The 18029-nt window shown below is 72.0% G+C and carries 18 protein-coding genes and 1 tRNA gene; 10 read left to right on the forward strand and 9 right to left on the reverse strand.

Features of this window, described 5'->3' with window-relative positions:
• Positions 1-8: 8 nt before the first annotated feature.
• The 4 genes from ACIPK4_RS08980 to ACIPK4_RS08995 all read right to left on the reverse strand — a co-directional run bounded on the left by ACIPK4_RS08980 (position 9) and on the right by ACIPK4_RS08995 (position 2889).
• A complete protein-coding gene (locus ACIPK4_RS08980) occupies positions 9-506 on the reverse strand; it encodes a copper chaperone PCu(A)C (RefSeq protein WP_402310385.1) in 498 nt (165 codons plus the stop codon).
• The gene (locus ACIPK4_RS08985) at positions 503-1153 is read right to left on the reverse strand and encodes an SCO family protein (protein WP_402310387.1); all 651 of its coding nucleotides are present in this window, start codon (positions 1151-1153) and stop codon (positions 503-505) included. Before ACIPK4_RS08985 ends, ACIPK4_RS08980 begins: the two co-directional genes overlap by 4 nt.
• A 108-nt stretch (positions 1154-1261) precedes the next feature.
• The gene (locus ACIPK4_RS08990) at positions 1262-1969 is read right to left on the reverse strand and encodes a YcnI family protein (RefSeq protein ID WP_054227181.1); all 708 of its coding nucleotides are present in this window, start codon (positions 1967-1969) and stop codon (positions 1262-1264) included.
• A 107-nt stretch (positions 1970-2076) separates the two neighbouring features.
• The gene (locus tag ACIPK4_RS08995; protein WP_402310388.1) at positions 2077-2889 is read right to left on the reverse strand and encodes a hypothetical protein; all 813 of its coding nucleotides are present in this window, start codon (positions 2887-2889) and stop codon (positions 2077-2079) included.
• 223 nt (positions 2890-3112) lie between these two features.
• Between ACIPK4_RS08995 and ACIPK4_RS09000 the strand changes: the two genes are divergently transcribed.
• Positions 3113-3604 (forward strand): ATP-binding protein, encoded by a 492-nt coding sequence (locus ACIPK4_RS09000; protein WP_376192624.1) that lies wholly within the window; start codon positions 3113-3115, stop codon positions 3602-3604.
• A gap of 176 nt (positions 3605-3780) precedes the next feature.
• Here the strand turns inward: ACIPK4_RS09000 and ACIPK4_RS09005 are convergent, their stop codons facing one another.
• Positions 3781-5247 (reverse strand): aminopeptidase P family protein, encoded by a 1467-nt coding sequence (locus ACIPK4_RS09005; protein ID WP_054227178.1) that lies wholly within the window; start codon positions 5245-5247, stop codon positions 3781-3783.
• An 87-nt stretch (positions 5248-5334) separates the two neighbouring features.
• A complete protein-coding gene (locus tag ACIPK4_RS09010; RefSeq protein WP_402310392.1) occupies positions 5335-6939 on the reverse strand; it encodes a PP2C family protein-serine/threonine phosphatase in 1605 nt (534 codons plus the stop codon).
• 406 nt (positions 6940-7345) lie between these two features.
• On the opposite strand from ACIPK4_RS09010, the gene ACIPK4_RS09015 reads away from it, so the two are divergent.
• Positions 7346-8044: a bifunctional DNA primase/polymerase gene (locus tag ACIPK4_RS09015; RefSeq protein WP_054227176.1), complete on the forward strand. Its 699-nt coding sequence runs from the start codon at positions 7346-7348 to the stop codon at positions 8042-8044.
• Positions 8045-8212: 168 nt separating this feature from the next.
• Positions 8213-8851, forward strand: coding sequence for a hypothetical protein (locus ACIPK4_RS09020; RefSeq protein ID WP_402310395.1), 639 nt, complete (start codon positions 8213-8215; stop codon positions 8849-8851).
• A 181-nt stretch (positions 8852-9032) separates the two neighbouring features.
• Here ACIPK4_RS09020 and ACIPK4_RS09025 read toward each other — a convergent pair whose 3' ends face one another.
• From ACIPK4_RS09025 to ACIPK4_RS09035, 3 genes are all read right to left on the reverse strand, one after another.
• The gene (locus tag ACIPK4_RS09025) at positions 9033-10007 is read right to left on the reverse strand and encodes a DUF5926 family protein (protein WP_402310398.1); all 975 of its coding nucleotides are present in this window, start codon (positions 10005-10007) and stop codon (positions 9033-9035) included.
• A 160-nt stretch (positions 10008-10167) separates the two neighbouring features.
• Positions 10168-10593: an ATP-binding protein gene (locus ACIPK4_RS09030; protein WP_402310400.1), complete on the reverse strand. Its 426-nt coding sequence runs from the start codon at positions 10591-10593 to the stop codon at positions 10168-10170.
• Positions 10594-10854: 261 nt separating this feature from the next.
• Complete coding sequence (locus ACIPK4_RS09035; protein WP_054227172.1) at positions 10855-11652, reverse strand: glycerophosphodiester phosphodiesterase; 798 nt, start codon at positions 11650-11652, stop codon at positions 10855-10857.
• Positions 11653-11877: 225 nt separating this feature from the next.
• On the opposite strand from ACIPK4_RS09035, the gene ACIPK4_RS09040 reads away from it, so the two are divergent.
• The 7 genes from ACIPK4_RS09040 to ACIPK4_RS09070 all read left to right on the forward strand — a co-directional run bounded on the left by ACIPK4_RS09040 (position 11878) and on the right by ACIPK4_RS09070 (position 17964).
• Positions 11878-13371: a S1C family serine protease gene (locus ACIPK4_RS09040; protein WP_402310402.1), complete on the forward strand. Its 1494-nt coding sequence runs from the start codon at positions 11878-11880 to the stop codon at positions 13369-13371.
• 97 nt (positions 13372-13468) lie between these two features.
• Positions 13469-14374: a LysR family transcriptional regulator gene (locus tag ACIPK4_RS09045; RefSeq protein ID WP_402310405.1), complete on the forward strand. Its 906-nt coding sequence runs from the start codon at positions 13469-13471 to the stop codon at positions 14372-14374.
• Between the two features lie 99 nt (positions 14375-14473).
• Positions 14474-15028, forward strand: a complete 555-nt coding sequence (locus ACIPK4_RS09050) for a cysteine dioxygenase family protein (RefSeq protein WP_054227300.1) — start codon at positions 14474-14476, stop codon at positions 15026-15028.
• Positions 15028-16101, forward strand: coding sequence for a YeiH family protein (locus tag ACIPK4_RS09055; protein ID WP_402310408.1), 1074 nt, complete (start codon positions 15028-15030; stop codon positions 16099-16101). The genes ACIPK4_RS09050 and ACIPK4_RS09055 overlap by 1 nt, the downstream gene beginning before the upstream one ends.
• A 227-nt stretch (positions 16102-16328) precedes the next feature.
• On the forward strand, positions 16329-17288 hold the full coding sequence (locus ACIPK4_RS09060) for a trypsin-like serine peptidase (protein WP_402310411.1): 960 nt from the start codon (positions 16329-16331) through the stop codon (positions 17286-17288).
• Positions 17289-17327: 39 nt separating this feature from the next.
• Positions 17328-17412: transfer RNA gene (locus tag ACIPK4_RS09065), tRNA-Ser, on the forward strand.
• Between the two features lie 198 nt (positions 17413-17610).
• A complete protein-coding gene (locus tag ACIPK4_RS09070; protein WP_402310413.1) occupies positions 17611-17964 on the forward strand; it encodes a DUF6344 domain-containing protein in 354 nt (117 codons plus the stop codon).
• Positions 17965-18029: the final 65 nt, after the last annotated feature.

Here is an 18029-nt window from a genome sequence, read left to right on the forward strand (position 1 = left end):
TCGGTCCGTCAGTGGGCGCTGGTGGTCTGGGCGTTGTACGTCCGTTCCTTGACGTCCAGCTCGACCTTGACCGGGTCGGCCTTCTCGAAGCGCAGCTCCACGGTGACCTTGTCCCCGACCTTCGGCGTGTTCTTCAGGCCCATGAACATGACGTGGCTGCCGCCGCGCTCCAGCCTGAGTTCGCCGTTGGCCGGCACGTCCATGGCCGCGACCTGCTGCATCTTCTGGTCTTTGGTCTCGTGGATCTGCAGGTCGTCGGAGAGCGGGCTGGTGACGGCCGTGAGCTTGTCGGCCGTCTTGGAGTCGTTCTTGATGACCATGAACGCGCCGGCCATCTTGTCGTTCACGGGCTCGGGCATGTAGGCGCCGGTGACCGCCATCTTCGGCTTGTCCGCGCCGGACTTGCCTGCGGAGCCGGAGCCGGAGTCCGAGGAGCAGCCGGATATGGCGAGGGCTGCCGTCAGGGAGAGTGCGGCGGCGAGGGTACGGGTGGTGCGGGCGTTCACGGGTTCTCCCCCTTGATGATCTTCGGCAGGTCCTTGGTGTAGTTGTCGACGGTCGTGCCCTCGCCGTAGAGGAGGTACCCCTCGTCGGACTTGGGCGAGAACGCGATGACCTGGGCGCCGTGCATGGACACGATGCTGCCGTCGGCCTCCTTCTTCGGAGGGTCGATGCCGATGCCGAGCTTGCGCGCGGCGGCCTGGATGGTGGCGAAGTCCCCGGTCAGCCCGGTGAAGGACGGGTCCTGGGCCCTGAGCCACGCGCCGAGGGAGTCGGGGGTGTCCCGTTCGGGGTCGGTGGTGACGAAGACGACCTGGAGCTGGTCCTGGTCGGCCTTGGGCAGTGCCTTCTTGGCGACGGCGATGTTGCTCATCGTCAGGGGGCACACGTCGGGGCAGTTGGTGTAGCCGAAGTAGATGAGCGTCGGCTTGCCCTTGGTCTGCTCGCGCAGGTTCCACGGCTTGCCGGTGGTGTCCGTCAGGACCAGCTCGGGCTTGTCGAAGGGGCGGTCGAGGACGGTGGCGGCCCCGGCCTTGGACTGGCCGGTGATCTGGGTGACCGTGTTGGTCTTCGCGGGCTCGCCGCCGCAGGCGGTGAGCGTGAGCGCGGCCGCGGCCACGAGGGCGGCGACCGTCACACGTGTGGTGCGCATGAAGAGATGTCCCTGGGATCGGGTGTGCGTGCGTGCGGGCGGGCCGGCCGCGGGAAGGGCCGGCCGTCGCACGGAGAACGAGGGAGTGCGGCCCGGGGCCGCGGGGGATCAGGAGGCGCGGCGGCGCGAGGCGACACCGAAGGCGACGCCACCGAGACCGATGACGATGCCCGCGACGCCGAGGGCGCGCGCGGTCGTGTCGGAGGTCTTGCCCGTGGCCTCGTCGTGGCCCTTGTCGGCCGGGGCGGCGGCGCCCTTGTCATCGTGGTGGTCGTCCGTGGCGGCGGCCTTGGCCGCGGTCAGCTTCAGGACGGGAGCCGGGTTCTGCGGCTCCGCCGCGCCTTCCTTGGCCTCCTCGATCCAGCGGACGACCTCGTTGTTGTCGTACGTCTGGATCGCCTTGAAGACCATCTGGTCGGCGTTGTCGGGCAGCTTGCCGACGGCGACCGGGAACTGCTGGAACTTGCCGGGCTCGATCTTGCCGCCGCTCCAGGTCACCTTGGTGACGGCCTCGTTGACCTGCTTGCCGTGCACGGTGAGCGGCTTGTCGAGCTTGCTCTTCTCGACCGTCACGGTCCAGCCGGGGATGTCCTGCGGCATGACCGACGTCAGCGGCTGGTCGATCGGGAAGTTGACTTCCAGCTGGGTCGTCGAGGCGTTGTCGCGCTCGTTCGGAACCTTGAAGTTGATCGTCGCGTAGCCGCCCTTGACGGCATCCCCGGGCTGCACGCTGACGTGCGCGAACGCGGTGCCCGACAGGACGAGGACGGTGCCGGCGGCAAGGGCGGCGGCGAAGGAGACGCGAGAGGTCTTCATGATGGTGACAACTCCACGGAGGCAGGGTGACGGTGGTTCCGCGCAGCGGGTGCGCGCGGAGTTCGCGGCACCGTGCTTCCGCCGGGTGCTCCGGGGAGGGTGCCGCGTCAGGCTGCGAGGGCGAGCGCCGTACGGGGCGGCCCGCGCCTGATCACCGTGTGCTGGAGCGTCTCCCGGCCGGTGTAAGCGGCGGGTTCACCGGCTGTCCGGGCGGGCTGCGGGGTACCGGTGCGGGTTCCCGCGAGCCCGGTGCCGAGGGCGCGTACGAAGGCCAGTGCGGCGAGCAGCGGACGCACCGGCCCGGCTTCGGCGGAGGTGCGGGAGAGCTCCACGAGCCGGAACAGGGCGGCGTCGCCGCGTCCCAGCAGCCAGCCCGCGGCCAGCGCGGCCAGCAGGTGGCCGACGAGCATGCCGGTGCTGAACAGGCCGGTGGCGGGCGCCGCGGCGGCCTGCGCCAGGTGGGCGTGGCCCGCGTGGGCCTGGCCCGCGGCCTGGGCGGCCATGGCGGCCGGGTCCAGTCCGGCGGTCTCCAGGATCTTCCGGGCGTCGGCCGGGCTGAGCGGGACGGAGTTGCCTCCGCAGACCAGCCGGGCGGCGACCGCCGCGAGGGAGGCGTCGGTCGCGGCGGGTGCCTGGGCGGCGGCAGTGCTCTGCTGGCCGAGGCCGAACACCGCGTGCAGTCCGAGCTGGCCGAAGGCGAGCCCGGCGGCGATGCCGGGCAGCGACCGCCGACGGCCCGCGAGGGGCGCGGCGACCGCGAACACGGCGAGGAAGGCGATGACGAGGGCCCACCAGGGCACGGTGGCGCAGGACGCCAGTGCGTGCCCGGCCGCGGACAGCACGACGCAGACCGCGGTGAACACCGCGGCCCGGATCAGCCGGAGGCCGGCTCCGGCGGGCGTCGCGTGGGGGACAGTCATGGCCGGGCCATCATCGCACTGCCCTCACACCGCCCATACGGCAGGTCCGGAAGGTCGTGAGTGCCCCTGTACGAGGTCCCGGCTGAGCGGCGGCGGCCCGGGGCGCCGTCGCGCGTGCCGCCGTCGCATACACGCCCTCTTCGACGTGTCGCCATCGGCCGAATGAGGGCTGTGGCGGCCGCCAGGGGCTTACGCGCCGTCCCCGGCGGCAATACGTAACCGTATGAGCATCTGGTGGTCTCTCCACTTGAGGCGCGAAGCCGCGAGCGTGCCGCTCGCCAGGCGATTGCTGCTGGGGACGATGGAGACCGCGGGGGTGGACCCGGACATCTCCTTCGATCTGTCGGTGGCACTGAGCGAGGCGTGCGCGAACGCGGTGGAGCACGGCGGTCCGGCGGCCGAGGCCGGTGCCGGTGCGGAATCCGGTCCGGAGGCGTGCGCGGCCTACCGCGTCACGGCGTACCTGGACGGGGACTGCTGTCGCATCGAGGTGACCGATTCGGGTCCGGGCTTCCCCGCGTCGACGGTTGCGGGGCACAGACCCCCGCCGGCCGGCCCCTCCGAGCCGTCGGAGAGCGAGCACGGCCGGGGACTGTGGCTGATCGCCGAGCTCGCGGACCACGTCAGGCTCCGCAACCGGCCGGGGCGGGGCGCGGTGGTCAGCTTCGACAAGATCCTGAAATGGCGTGAGGGAGCGTTGCTGAAGGTGTCGTAGCCGACGGCGGCCTCCGCATACGCCGGCAGCGGCCCCGGCATCCGCCGGCGGCGGGACCCGGATACGCCAACGGCGCACCCGCATACGCCGGCGGCGGACCCCGGACACACCGATGGACGGGACCCGCGTACGGGATCCCGCCCACCGGAAGGCAGCGGCCCGGGGGCCGGGCCGCATCAGCCCTTGAGGCGCGCCATCCAGGCCTCGACGTCGGCCGAGGCGCGGGGCAGCCCGGCCGACAGGTTCCGGTTGCCGTCCTCGGTGACCAGGATGTCGTCCTCGATCCGGACGCCGATGCCCCGGTACTCCTCGGGCACGGTCAGGTCGTCGGCCTGGAAGTACAGACCGGGCTCGACGGTGAGGCACATGCCCGGCTCCAGGGTGCCGTCGACGTACGCCTCGGTGCGCGCGGCGGCGCAGTCGTGGACGTCCATGCCGAGCATGTGGCCGGTGCCGTGCAGGGTCCAGCGGCGCTGGAGGCCGAGCTCCAGGACGCGCTCGACCGGGCCCTCCAGCAGGCCCCACTCGACGAGCTTCTCGGCGAGGACGTGCTGCGAGGCGTCGTGGAAGTCGCGGAACTTCGCACCGGGCTTCACGGCGGCGATGCCGGCTTCCTGGGACGCGTACACGGCGTCGTAGATCTTGCGCTGGATGTCGGTGTACGTGCCGCTGATCGGCAGCGTGCGCGTGACGTCGGCGGTGTAGAGGGAGTGGGTCTCCACACCGGCGTCGAGCAGCAGCAGGTCACCGGAGCGGACGTCGCCGTCGTTGCGGACCCAGTGCAGGGTGCAGGCGTGCGGGCCGGCCGCGCAGATGGAGCCGTAGCCGACGTCGTTGCCCTCGACGCGGGCGCGCAGGAAGAAGGTGCCCTCGATGTAGCGCTCGGACGTGGCCTCGGCCTTGTCCAGGACCTTCACGACGTCCTCGAAGCCGCGGACGGTGGAGTCGACGGCCTTCTGGAGCTCGCCGATCTCGAAGTCGTCCTTCACGGCGCGGGCCTCGGAGAGGTAGACGCGCAGCTCCTCGTCGCGCTCCTTCGTGACCTTGTCGGTCAGTGCGGCCTCGATGACGGAGTCGTGGCCGCGCACGTTGCGGACGGGGCCCTCGGCCTCGGTCAGCTCGTCGGCGAGCTTGCGGACGTCCCTCGCGGGGATGCCCAGCAGCTGCTCGGCCTCGGCCAGCGAGTGGCGCCGGCCGACCCACAGCTCGCCCTGGCCCGACAGCCAGAACTCGCCGTTCTCGCGGTCGGAGCGGGGCAGCAGGTAGATGGTGGCGGTGTGGCCGGTCTCGCCCGAGGGCTCCAGGACCAGGACGCCGTTCTCGGTCTGGTCGCCGGTCAGGTACGCGTACTCGGTCGAGGCGCGGAAGGGGTACTCGGTGTCGTTCGAGCGGGTCTTGAGGCGGCCGGCGGGCACGACCAGGCGCTCGCCGGGGAAGCGCGCGGACAGCGCGGCGCGGCGGGCGGCGGTGTGCGCGGCCTGGGCGATCGGCTCCAGTCCGTGCAGCTCGGTGTCGGCCCAGCCCGTGCGCATGTTCTCGGCGAGTTCGTCGCTGACGCCCGGGTACAGCCCGTTCTTGCGCTGCTTGTGCTTCTTCTGGGGCTGCTCTTCTTCCGGGGTCTCCGGGGTGAGCTCGTCAGCCACGTCTTCTCCTCAGCTACGACAGGACCGGGTATGGACCGCATCCATCGTATGTGCGAGGGGAAGACGCCCGGCGGCGGGTGTGACTAATCAGTCAAAACGGGCAGCGAGCAGCACGATGTCCTCCACCCCGTCCTCGGTGGCGGCCATGGCGGCGGAAGCGGTCGTGGCTCCGGCGGGGCCGGCCGGTGCGGCGGGTGCGAGCGCCGGGTCGTCGGCGGGCAGGACCGTCCGCAGGATGTGGTCGCAGACGGCCGCCGGGTCGTCCCGGACGGCTCGGGGCACGCCCGCGGCGGCGGCGTGCAGCCGCGCGTACGCCCGGTCCATGGGGTCGCCGGTGCGCCGCAGCAGCCCGTCGGTGTACAGCAGCACCGTTTCTCCAGGTGCAGGTTCGATCTCCACGCTCGGCGCCTCCCAGCACGACAGCATCCCGAGCGGCGCGGAGAGCGTGGTCTCCACGTACTCGGTGCGGTGGTCGCCGATGAGCAGCGGCGGGGCGTGCCCCGCCCCGGCCAGGATGATCTTGCGCTGGCCGGGCTCGGCGTACGCGAACAGAGCCGTCGCGCAGCGCGCGGGCTCGGTCAGGCGCAGCAGCAGCTCCAGGTCGGACAGGACCGCGACGGGGTCCTCGCCCTCCATGACGGCGTATGCGCGCAGCGAGGCCCGCAGCCGTCCCATCGCGGCGACGGCGCTCGGCCCCGCCCCGGTGACGGAGCCGACGGCCAGACCGAGGGCGCCCTCGGGCAGCGGCAGCGCGTCGTACCAGTCGCCGCCCCCGAGCGGTCCGGTGTGGTGGCGGGCGGCGAGGCGGACGCCGGGGATCCGGGGGAGCCGGCTGGGCAGCAGTTCCTCGGCGACCGTGGCCAGCCGGCTGCGGGAGCGTTCCACCTCCAGCATCCGGGCCAGGTGTTCGGCGGCGTGCCGGACGTAGAGCCCGGCGAGATCGCGCTGGCGGTCGCTCGGCTCGGCCTGCTCGTCGTAGAGCCAGACGGCTGCGCCGAGCCGGCCGGTGGCCTCGGCGGTCAGCGGCAGTGCGTAGCTCGCGGCGTAGCCGAGCCGGGCTGCGACCTCGCGGTGACGGGGGTCGACGGGGATGCCGTACGGGCCCGGCTCTGTGCCGGCGCCGGGTTCGGGGAGCACATCGGATCCTCCCCGGGCGTCGGGGAGCCCGTCGAGGATGCGGCCGTAGGAGGTCGCGGTGCGCGGGACGGTCTCGATGTGCCCGAGGTCCGCGCGGCCGAGGCCGAGGCCGACCGTGGTCGTCGGGCCGAGCCCGTCGGAGGGTTCCAGGACGATCAGGCCCCGCCGGGCGCCGACGAGGGCCGCCCCGGCGCGCAGGAACTCGTGGAGCGAGGCATCGAGGTCACGGGCGCGGGCCAGGCGCTCGGTGAGCTCGTGGAGGGTGGTCAGGTCGGAGACCATCCCCGCCAGCCGGTCCTGGATCAGGGTGCTCGGTCCGGGCACCGCTGCAGGGTGTGGCGTGGGGGCGGTTCGGGCGGGCGTGGGCGCCGCAGTCTGCGGGACCGCGGTAACTGCTGGATCCATTCCAGCCACTTTCGGCAGATGCGGGGCGCTCATGGCGTCCGCCTTTCCACCTGGTGCGATTCGCCATATAGCATCGCAAACCCCCAGATCGTGCTGCGCCGCCATCAAGGAATCCACATCTACACGCACACGAGGATCGATGTCCAGCATTGCCCAGGTGGGAATCCTGGTGTCCGTGGGACGGCAACTCACTGTCCAGCCAAGGCTAGAACTTGGCTGGAAAAAGCCGAACGCGGACGGTTTTTGCGATCGACTGGTCGGGCGCTGGAGTGGCTCCGGGTACCTAATCGGTGGTGCCCGGGGAGAGTTGGCGCAACCCGGCGGTCGCCGGGAACCGCCCGGCACGGGCCGTCGTCCTTAGCGGCGGCAGCCGGTCTCGGCACCGGCGCGGGTCGCGTTCCGCCCCGCCGGACGTTTCATGGACCCGTAAGAAAACTGCACGAACCGTGTGAACCTGCTTCTGGCGGACAGTGACGCGAAACGTGTACGTGTGGTGAGACACCGGTTACATGGTGTGAAGTGGCCCTCGGCGTTCAACGGAAAGGAACGAGCGCTCATGCGCGAGATCCTCGGAAGGCGTCTCCAGCGGCTCCGCAACCGCCTGAAGTCCCTGCGGCCGGCCCCCGGCCGGAGCGGTGACCAGGCCCTCCTCGACGCGGCGCTCTCCTGCGCCACCGCCTGGCAGTGGCCGGTGCTGCCCGGCGTCGGCCGTTCCGGCGCCGACAGCAACCGGTGCGCCTGTCCCGACCCCGACTGCGTCGTGCCCGGCGCACATCCCTTCGACCCCGGGCTGCTCGCGGCCACCACCGACCCCCGGATGGTGGCCTGGTGGTGGACCAACCGGCCCACCGCTCCCGTACTCCTGGCCACCGGCGGGTCCGCGCCGTGCGCCGTGAGCCTGCCGGCCAACGCGGCCGCGCGGGCCGTCGTCCGGCTGGACGCGCAGGGCATGCGGCTCGGCCCGATCGTCGCCTCGCCCACCCGCTGGGCGCTGCTGGTCGCGCCGTACTCGCTGGAGCGGCTCGGCGAACTCCTCTACGCCAAGGATCACGTGCCCTCCGCGCTGCGCTTCCACGGCGAGGGCGGCTACCTGTTGCTGCCGCCCTCCCCCGCGTCCGCCGGCGGGCAGGTGCGGTGGGAGCGCGAGCCCGCGCAGACCGGCGGTCCGTGGCTGCCGGACGTCGAGGCCGTCGTGGACGCGCTGGTCGAGGCGAGCAGCGGAGCCTCCGGCGGGGGCAGCCGGCTCGCGTACTGATCACGCACGGTGCGCACGCCGGGTGCGCATTCGGCGGATGCGGCGGGTGGCCGTACCGAGGTGCCGGGCAGCCGCCGATCACTCGTACGGGTGTCAGCGCAACGAGTTTCCAAGGGAATTGGGCGCGGGGATCTCCGCGCCCCATTCCCGCATCGCTATCTTCGGCGAATGAATCTCCGCTTGATCGGTATCGGCGCCGGTGTGCTGGTCATCTTGTCGCTCCCACTGGCAGGAGCGATCGCCGGACCGGATTTCGCCGGTCAGGATGACGGAAAAGGCGGCGGGATCCTCTCCTCGCTCGGACTGGCCGATCCGGCAGCCGGATCCCGTACGGGGGAACCCGCTGCCGCACCCGCGCGAAAGGGGGGTCCGCACCCGTCCGGGCAGCATCAGGACGGCCCCCGGCAGGCCGCGGAGCACCCGGGCGGACGGCCGCAGCCGGGCCCGTCCGAGCAGCCGCGTACGGAATCCCGGTGCGGCCCCGAACTCTCTTCGCCACAAGGCCTGGAGGCGCAGACCTGTGTCCTCGTCGGCGAGGGCCGGGCGTGGGGGCGGAGCTACTACCGGAACACCAGCGGGCGGGCGCTGGAGGCGGTGTTGACGGTGATGGGGCCCGCGGGACGCACGGTGCAGATCCGGTGCGCGGTCGGGGCCGGCGACGAGCCGGGGCTGTGCGAGACGCCGCGGGAGGACGCGGCGGGGGCGCCGGACGCCTACTCGGCCGTTGCGGAGTTTGCAGTTCCGGATGATGAAGGGCAGCTGCTGCTGAGGTCCGGGAGCAACTCACCGGCACCGGCCGACGGTTGACCGACGGCGTAAATGGAAGGGCCCGGTCGCTGGCGACGGGGGATGCACCAGCGACCGGGCTACAAGAACGGTAACAAGAGATCGCCTGTTCGCAAATTCGATCTCTGATATTCAGACACCGATTTGCAGGCGATTAGCGGGAGTTGTGACCCCAGTCACCGCTCCTGTGCGGCCTCGGAGGTCAGCTGAGCGTGACCTGGCGGTTGGTGAGACCACCGCGCGCCCGGCGCTCCTCCGCGGTCAGCGGGGCGTCCGAGGCCAGGGCCGTGGCCAGCCGCTCCGCGAACTCGGCCGCCGGCTTCTCCACGTCGTCGGCGGTCATTGCAGTGGGCAGGTCCCAGACCGGGACCATCAGGCCGTGCGCCCGGAACGAACCGACCAGTCGGGTGCCTTCGCCGAGCGAGGAGGTGCCCGCGGCGTGCAGCCGCGCGAGGGCGTCGAGCAGCTTCTCCTCGGGGTGCGGCATGACCCAGCGCAGGTGGTTCTTGTCCGGGGTCTCGCACCAGTAGGCCGCGTCCACGCCGGCCAGCTTGACCGTGGGGATGGCGGCGGCGTTGGCGCGCTCGAGGGAGGCGGCGATCTCCGGGGAGGCGTTCTGAGCGCTCTCCGCATCCGGAATCCAGAATTCGAAGCCGCTGTGCACAACCGGCTCGAAAACGCCGTCCGTGTCCAGGAGATCCTGAAGTCGCGGGCCGTCGGCGGGAACCCGGCGGGCCGGAATCGGCGTACCCGGTTCCGCGACGAGTGCGCGCTCCAGGGTGTCGGCCATGTCCCGGGCGAGGTCCCCGGTGGTCGAGTCGTTCTGGAGGCCGAGCATGACGGACCCGTCCTCCCGGCGCAGCGCCGGCCAGGCCATCGGCAGGACGGTCACCAGCGTGACGGACGGGACGCCTTCGGGCAGGCCGCCCTTGAGCGTCAGGGGGATGGTCGCCGCGGGCACGAGTTCGCGCAGCGCCACCCAGTCGCACTCGCCGGGGAGGCCCTCGAAGGGGCGCGCCACGTGCTCGGTGACGGCGTGTGCGGCGGCTGCGCCGTGGCAGGCCTTGTAACGGCGCCCGGATCCGCAGGGGCAGGGCTCGCGTGCGCCCACCACCGGGATCTCCCCGTTCTCGATCTGCGGCTTTGCAGTCTTCGCTGCGGGGCGCTTCTTGGCCATCGTGGGTGTCTCCCGGTTGCGGCGGTACGGCGTGGTGTCTGGGCGCGAGCCTAGCCGTTCGTACCGCCACAGCCGGGAGGGTGCGGCCGGGAGCACGGTCGGCGTGCGCTCCCGGCGGCCGCTCGTTCGGTCGGCCGGAGTTGCTGGGTGCTGGTGTCGGTTACGGATGGAGGTCGTCGAAAGCCGTGCTGAAGTCGATCGCGGGGGGCGCAACGCGCGTAGCGAAGTCGTCGTGCCGGGGCCCGCACGCAACGGTCACCCATACGGTGACCTCGCCGGCCGCCCCGTCCCGGACGCCCCAGGCCTGGGCGAGGGCGCTGATGATGTTCAGTCCCCGGCCGCCGCGCGCGGTGACCGAGGGCGTGGCCGGTACCGGGCGGGTGGGGCCGCCGCCGTCCGTGACCTCGACCGTCAGCCGCCCCGTGGCGTCGATGCGCCATGCGGCGCGGATCTCCCCGGTGCCGATCTCCCCCGCGCCCAGCGGTCTGCCGTGCCGGCAGGCGTTGCTGAGCAGTTCGGAGAGGATCAGTACGGCGTCGTCGACGACCGCTTCGGACACCCCGCTCATACGCAGTTGCTCGCGCATGCGGCGTCTCGCCTCGCCCACGCCCGCAGGACCATGGCATACGTCCATGCACGAAGACGTGGGCACTTCCTGTGCCACCACCAACGCCACCCCCGGAACCTCCTTAGCCCACGCCAAGATCTGGATGCCCCAACGGCCTGGACCGGAAACCGGCCCGGCGGAGCACTCTGACGCATTCATGACGAGTGATTGCGGAGCGGATGCGCCGGTGCACACCCTGTCACGCACGGGACGTACGGGACGGGTGGGCAAATCAGGACTTCAGCGCCCCAGCTGGGACAGAACTTGCCGCGGCCTGTTCGTGATGATCGCCTCCACACCCAGATCAGCGCAGAGCTGAACGTCTTCCGGCTCGTTCACGGTCCAAACGTGTACGGCGTGGCCGGCGCCCTGGAGCCTGCGGATGAATCCGGGGTTGCTGCGCACGATGCGCATGCCCGGCCCCGCGATCCGGACCCCGGCCGGCAGCCGCCCGTCGCGCATCCGGGGCGAGACGAACTGCATCAGGTACACGGTCGGGACCGTCGGCGCGGCCGCCCGCACCCGGTGCAGGGAGCGCGCGGAGAAGCTCATGACGCGGACGGGGTGCGGGCCCTCGGCGGGCGGGGCGTCCAGTCCGAACCGCTTGAGGAGGAAGAGGAGGCGCTCCTCCACCTGTCCGGCCCAGCGGGTCGGGTGCTTCGTCTCGATGGCGAGCTGCACCGGCCGGCCCGCGTCGGAGACCAGTTCCAGCAGCCGCTCCAGGGTGAGCACGGAGGTGCGCTCGGGGTCGGCGTCCCAGTCGGGGGACTCCTCGCGGTCCTTCCAGGAGCCGAAGTCGAGGGCGGCGAGGTCGGCCAGCTCCAGGGCGGAGACGGCGCCGCGGCCGTTCGAGGTGCGGTTGACCCGGCGGTCGTGGACCAGGACCAGATGACCGTCGGCGGTGAGGCGGACATCGCATTCGAGGGCGTCGGCGCCGTCCTCGATGGCCTTGCGGTAGGCGGCCAGGGTGTGCTCGGGGGCATCCTCCGAGGCGCCGCGGTGGGCGACGACCTGGATGGGCGGCAGTGCGTGGGTCACCGGGTCATGGTGCCACCGGCAAGGCCTCCGGTGTCGGGCTCCGCCCTTGCGGAAGTGCCCTAAATGCCGGATATAAAGGAGGAGGGAGACGCACAGGTCCGGCTTACAGTGCTCTGACGGGTCATGGGGAAGGCTTTTCCCAGGAACTTGTGCGGCACGTCGAACGTTCAGTCGGGCCGAATGGACAGTTTTACCGAAGCCGTGTGTGACGAGGAGAAGAGCGCTGTGAGCACCGAGAACGAGGGCACCGCGGCCCCGAAGACCCCCGCGGCCCCGTCCGCACCCCCGGTGGCCGCTCCTGCCCCCGAGACGTCCGCGCCCTCCCCGGCCGGCGGGCAGCCCGCGGAGCCGGTCACCCAGCAGTTCCCGCCGCCCGCGCCCGGCACGGAGCCGACCCGGCCGATCCCGCCCACCCAGGCACCGGCCTACGCCCAGGCGCCCCCGCCGCAGACCCCGGCACCGGCCGCACACGGCGCCGAGGGCTGGCCGCCCCCGCCGCCCGCCGTCCCGGCGTACGGCGCCGGCGGCGACCACGGCGGCCACGGCGGCGCGGTGTGGGGCGCACCCCCGGCCGCCGGCGGCATGCCGCCCGCCAAGCCGAAGGGCAGGGGCGGCCTGATCGCCGCCGTGCTCGTCGCGGCCCTCCTCGCGGGGGGCGTCGGCGGAGGCATCGGCTACTGGGCCGCCGAGCGCAACGACCACGGCAGCATCGGCTCGACCACGATCACCGCCGGCAACACCCCCAAGGACCTGAAGCGGGAGGCCGGCTCGATCGCGGGCCTGGCCGCGGGCGCACTGCCCAGCGTCGTCACCATCGAGGCCTCGGCCGGCGACGGCGAGGGCGGCACCGGCACCGGCTTCGTCTACGACCAGCAGGGCCACATCCTCACCAACAACCACGTGGTGGCCTCCGCCGCGAACGGCGGCAAGCTCTCCGCGACCTTCTCGGACGGCAAGAAGTACGAGGCGGAGGTCATCGGCCGGGCCCAGGGCTACGACGTGGCCGTGCTCAAGCTGAAGAACCCGCCGGCCGGCCTCAAGCCGCTGCCCCTGGGTGACTCCGACAAGGTCGCGGTCGGGGACTCGACCATCGCCATCGGCGCCCCCTTCGGCCTGTCCAACACGGTCACCACCGGCATCGTCAGCGCCAAGAACCGCCCGGTGGCCTCCGGCGACGCCTCCGGCGGCAAGAACTCCTACATGAGCGCCCTGCAGACGGACGCCTCGATCAACCCCGGCAACTCCGGCGGTCCGCTGCTCGACGGGCGCGGCGCCGTCATCGGCATCAACTCCGCCATCCAGTCGGCCGGCAACAGCGGCTTCGGCGGCGGCCAGGCCGGCTCGATCGGCCTCGGCTTCGCCATCCCGATCAACCAGGCGAAGAACGTCGCCGAGTCGCTGATCAAGACGGGCAAGCCGGTCTACCCGATCATCTCGGTCTCCGTGGACCTGCAGTCCAAGACCGACGGCGCCAAGATCTCCGAGCAGGGCGCTCCCGCCAACGACCTGGTCGATCCCAACGGCCCGGCCGGCAAGGCGGGCCTCAAGCCCGGCGACGTGATCACCCAGTTCGGCGACAAGCCGATCGACAGCGGCCCGACCCTGATCAGCGAGATCTGGACGCACAAGCCCGGCGACGTGGTGAAGCTGACCTACGTGCGCGACGGCAAGTCGACCACCGTCGACATCACCCTCGGCTCGCGGGTCGGCGACAAGTAACGAGGACCGACCCGGCCGGGATCACCGGCTTGATGGTGAGGGGCCGTGGGCGTGAATACGCCTACGGCCCCTCCCAACGTCCGCTTATGCTTCCCTTGTGTTCGATTCGCGGCACATACGCACTTTCCATGAAGTGGTCGCCTCCGGGTCGTACTCGGCGGCCGCCCGCGTCCTCGGGTACACGCAGCCCGCCATCACCCAGCAGATGAAGGCGCTCGAACGCGCCGTCGGCACCCCGCTCTTCACCCGGGTCGGCCGGAAGATGCAGCTCACCGAGGCCGGCGAGTCCATGGCCCGGCACGCCGAGTCCATCCTCGGCAGTCTCTCCGCGGCAGAGGCCCAGCTGAAGGCGTACGCGCGCCTGCGTACCGGGCGGGTCCGGCTGTGCGGATTCCCCAGCGCCAACGTCACCCTCGTCCCCGAGGCCCTGAGCGACCTGGCCAAGGACCATCCGGGGATCCAGGTCGAGCTGCTGGAGGGGGAACCCCCGGAGTCGCTGCGCCGACTGGAACGCGGGGAGTGCGACATCACCCTGGCCTTCACCTACCCCGGGCTCCACGAGGAGATCCCGGACGAGGTCGCCGAGGTCAGGCTGATGGAGGACCAGCTGACGGTGCTGCTCCCGACCGGGCACCCGCTGGCCCGTCGGCGGGCCGTGCACCTGGCCGACCTCGCCGAGGAGCGGTGGATCGCCGGGTGCCCGCGCTGCCGGGCGAACCTGCTGCACGAGTGCGCCGAGCTGGGCTTCGTACCCGACATCCGGTTCGCCACGGACGACAACCTGGTCGTGCAGAGCATGGTCGGGCAAGGGCTCGGTGTGGCGATGATGCCCGCCCTCGTGCTGCCCTCCCTCTCCCTGAGCAAGGTGTGCGGGCGGCCGCTCCAGCCCGCCGCGCGCCGGCACATCGCCGCGTACGTCTACCGAGACCATCTGCGGATCCCGGCGACCTCCGTGGTCCTCGACGCGTTGAGGCAGGTGGCGGCGAACCGCGTCGGCTGTTGATCACCGACCGGTTCCTCCCTCGAATTCATAAGCACTGCTTGGGATTTCAGGTGAGAACTGTCGTTGGACGTGATGGGTCGGCTGTTCGACGCTGCCCGTATGACCACCACTACGCCGGCCCGTACGACCGCGAGGATGGCCGCCCTCGTCCGTGAGATCCGTACGGTCGTGGACCGGGGACTGGCCCCGGACCTGACCGCCTACCTCGTTGGCGAGCGCCTCGCCCCCCACCTGGGCACGCCCGACCTGCTCACCCCCGAGCAGCGCGAGGGTGACCCCGACCGGTACCGGCAGCACGTCCTGCACGCCGAGCCGGACGGCAGCTTCTCGGTGGTCGCGCTCGTGTGGCTGCCCGGTCAGGAGACGGCCATCCACGACCACGTCTCCTGGTGCGTGGCCGGGGTGCACGAGGGCGAGGAGAGCGAGCTCCGCTACCGGCTGGCCCCCGCGGCGGGAGAGTCCTGCGCCCGGCTGGTGGAGACCGAGCAGGTGGTGAACGGTCCCGGTGACGTCTGCGGGTTCGCCCCTCCGGGCGACATCCACAAAGTCCGCAACTCCTGTCGCACGACGGCGATATCCCTGCATGTCTACGGAGCCGATGTCATCCGCCTGGGCAGCAGCGTCCGCCGCGTCTACACGCTTCCCACCGGCTGATGGCGCTGCTGAACCGCCCGGTGCGCGGGGCGGAAGCCGTCGGCGACGAGAAGGCCGGCGCCGGGCCTGTTTCACGTGAAACATCCTCCTCCTGGCCGGGGTTGGGGATGGCGGCCGCCGGTGTGCTGGTGGCCTGGTGCGTGCACCGGCTGGTGCCCGCGGTGCCCATGCTGACCGCGTCGGTGGTGCTCGGTATCGCGCTCGCCCATCTCCCGGGCGTACGGGAGGTCGTACGCGGAGCAGCCCGCCCGGGCCTGTCCCTGGCGGGGCGGCGGCTGATGCGGATCGGCATCGTCCTGCTGGGCCTCGGCCTGGGCCTGGACCAGGTGCTGCGGCTGGGCTGGGCCACGGTGGCGATGGTGGCCGCGGTGGTGGCCGCCACCTTCTTCGGCACGCTCTGGCTGGGCCGCCGGCTCGGGCTCCCCGGTGACCAGCCGCTGCTGATCGCCACCGGGTACTCGATCTGCGGGGCCTCGGCGATCGGTGCCGTGAGCCAGGTGTCGGGCAGCGACGAGGAGGACGTGGCCGCCTCGGTGGCGCTGGTCACCCTGTGCGGGACGCTGGCCATCGCGGTGCTCCCGCTCCTCCAGAGTCCGTTGGGGCTCTCGGACCCGGCCTTCGGGCGCTGGGTCGGGGCGAGCGTCCACGACGTCGGCCAGGTGGTGGCCACCGCCCAGACGGCGGGACCGGGAGCCCTCGGAGAGGCCGTCCTGGTCAAGCTGATGCGGGTGGCGCTGCTGGCCCCGCTGGTGGCCGCCGTGGCCTTCTCCGTACGGGCGCGGCGGCACGGCGTGCGCATGCCCTCGGGGCGTCGCCCGGCACCTGTCCCGCTCTTCGTGGCCGGGTTCCTGGCGGCGGCCGCGCTACGGGCCACCGGCGTGCTCCCGGATGTGGCTCTCCAGTGGGCGCACACCGCCCAGGAACTGCTGCTGGCGGCGGCCCTGTTCGGGCTGGGCAGCGCGGTGGACCTCCCCCGGCTGGCGAAGACCGGCGGCCGGGCCGCGGTGCTCGGGCTCGGGGCCTGGCTGGTGGTGGCGGGGGTCTCGTACGCGGGCGTCCTGCTGACGGTCTGACCCCGCCGTCCCACGCCGTGGATCCGGCCGGGCCGCCGCCTCCCGCCTCCCGCCTGCTCTACGAGCGAAGGGAGTTGGCCAATTCCTGGCCGGAACCGACCGAACGTTCTGACCGTCTCCTGACTTCTCGTGCCGCGCGTGCGACCCTGCGGCCGATCCGCACCGACAGCTCTTCACCCCCACCCTGCCCGGTCCACCGGGACCGGGCACGGCAGAAGGAGTCCTGCGTGAATCGTCAACGCACGGCAGCATCGGTCCTCCTGACAGCGGGCGCCCTGATCGCAGGCGCGCTGACGGCAGCCGCCCCCTCGGCCGCCGCCGACTCCCCGGCCTCGTTCCGGCAGCAGCACAGCCAGGGATTCTGGACCGCCGAGCGGATGCGCAGCGCCGTCCCGCTGGACGTGACGGCGGCGCCCGGCAGCCAACGGGCGGCGGCCCCGGCCGCGGCCCGGCCCACGGCGGTCGCTCCCACGGCGGCGTCCTCCGCAGCCGCCTCCCCGACGTCGTTCCCGCAGGCGGGCGGCGCGTGGACGGGTGGCGGCGCGGTGGTCAAGACGTCCGGCCGGGTGTTCTTCACCTTCGGCGACCGCACCGCGTCCTGCTCCGGCGACTCGATCACCAGTGCCAACGGCAGCACGGTCATCACCGCCGGCCACTGCGTGAAGTACCAGGGCACCTGGCACACCAACTGGATCTTCGTTCCCGGGTACGAGAACGGGAACGCGCCCTATGGCCAGTGGTCGGCCACCAAGACCTTCGCCACCGACCAGTGGGCCGCCAGCGAGGACATGAACATGGACGTCGGCCTCGCCGTCGTCGCCCCGCTGAACGGGCAGACGCTCAGCCAGGTCGTAGGCGCCCAGGGGATCCTGTTCAACGGCGGCTACAACAAGAAGATGTACTCCTTCGGCTTCCCGGCGGCCGCACCGTACGACGGCACCAAGCTGGTCTACTGCAGTGGGAACACGAGCAAGGACTTCCTGCTGACCAAGGACCACGGCCTGGGCTGCAACATGACCGGCGGCTCCAGCGGCGGTCCCTGGTTCCAGGACTTCAACGAGGCGACGGGCCTGGGCACCCAGGTCTCGGTGAACAGCTTCGGCTACAACTTCCTGCCCAACCGGATGTTCGGCCCGTACCTCGGCAACGAGGCGAAGGCGGCCTACGACAAGGCCCAGAATTCCTGACCCGACCGCCCCCCGCCTGCCGGTACTCTGTACCGGCCAGGTGGGTTGCCCGAGCGGCCTAAGGGAACGGTCTTGAAAACCGTCGTGGCGCGAGTCACCGTGGGTTCAAATCCCACACCCACCGCATATGAACGGCCTCTGACCAGCGAAATCGGTCGGAGGTCGTTCTGCGCTCGACCCGGTCCGGAGCCTGCGCTGGGCCCTTCGAGTGGTGTTTGTCGGAAGATCGGCGCGCGTGGTGGGCGTCCTGCGGTTGCGGTCACATCATGACGAATGTATGCAGATCCGCCCGTCGGAACATCGCGAAGCGAAGGACCTCGTCATGGCTCACCGCATCACCGTCTCGTCGCTCTGGACCGCAGTCGTCGCGGCTCTCGTGGCGCTCCTCTCCTCCCTCGGTTTCGGCGCCGAGGCCGCCCCGGCCGCGGACGCCACCGTCTCCGCCCCGGCTGCCTCCCGCCGCGCGGCCGTCGCCGTACGCCGGCAGGTCCGGCCGATGGGCCGGCGGAGCTGGCGGGCGATGATGCGGGGCGGATCGCTCCCGCCGACCATCAAGCAGCGGATCCGCGCCGAGGCGCACGGCAAGGCCCCGTCCGTCCGCCGCTCGACCACGGCCGCTTCCCTGTCCGGGGGTACCGCCGGAGCCGGTCGCGACGAGCTCGCCCTGGCCGCTTAGCGCCCGTTCGGCCGAGGCGTGCCGCGTGCCTCGTGCGATCGCGGCGGGCAGCCGGGAGCGGTACC

It is taken from the genome of Streptomyces sp. NPDC086989 (assembly GCF_044745505.1).
Lineage (GTDB): Bacteria > Actinomycetota > Actinomycetes > Streptomycetales > Streptomycetaceae > Streptomyces.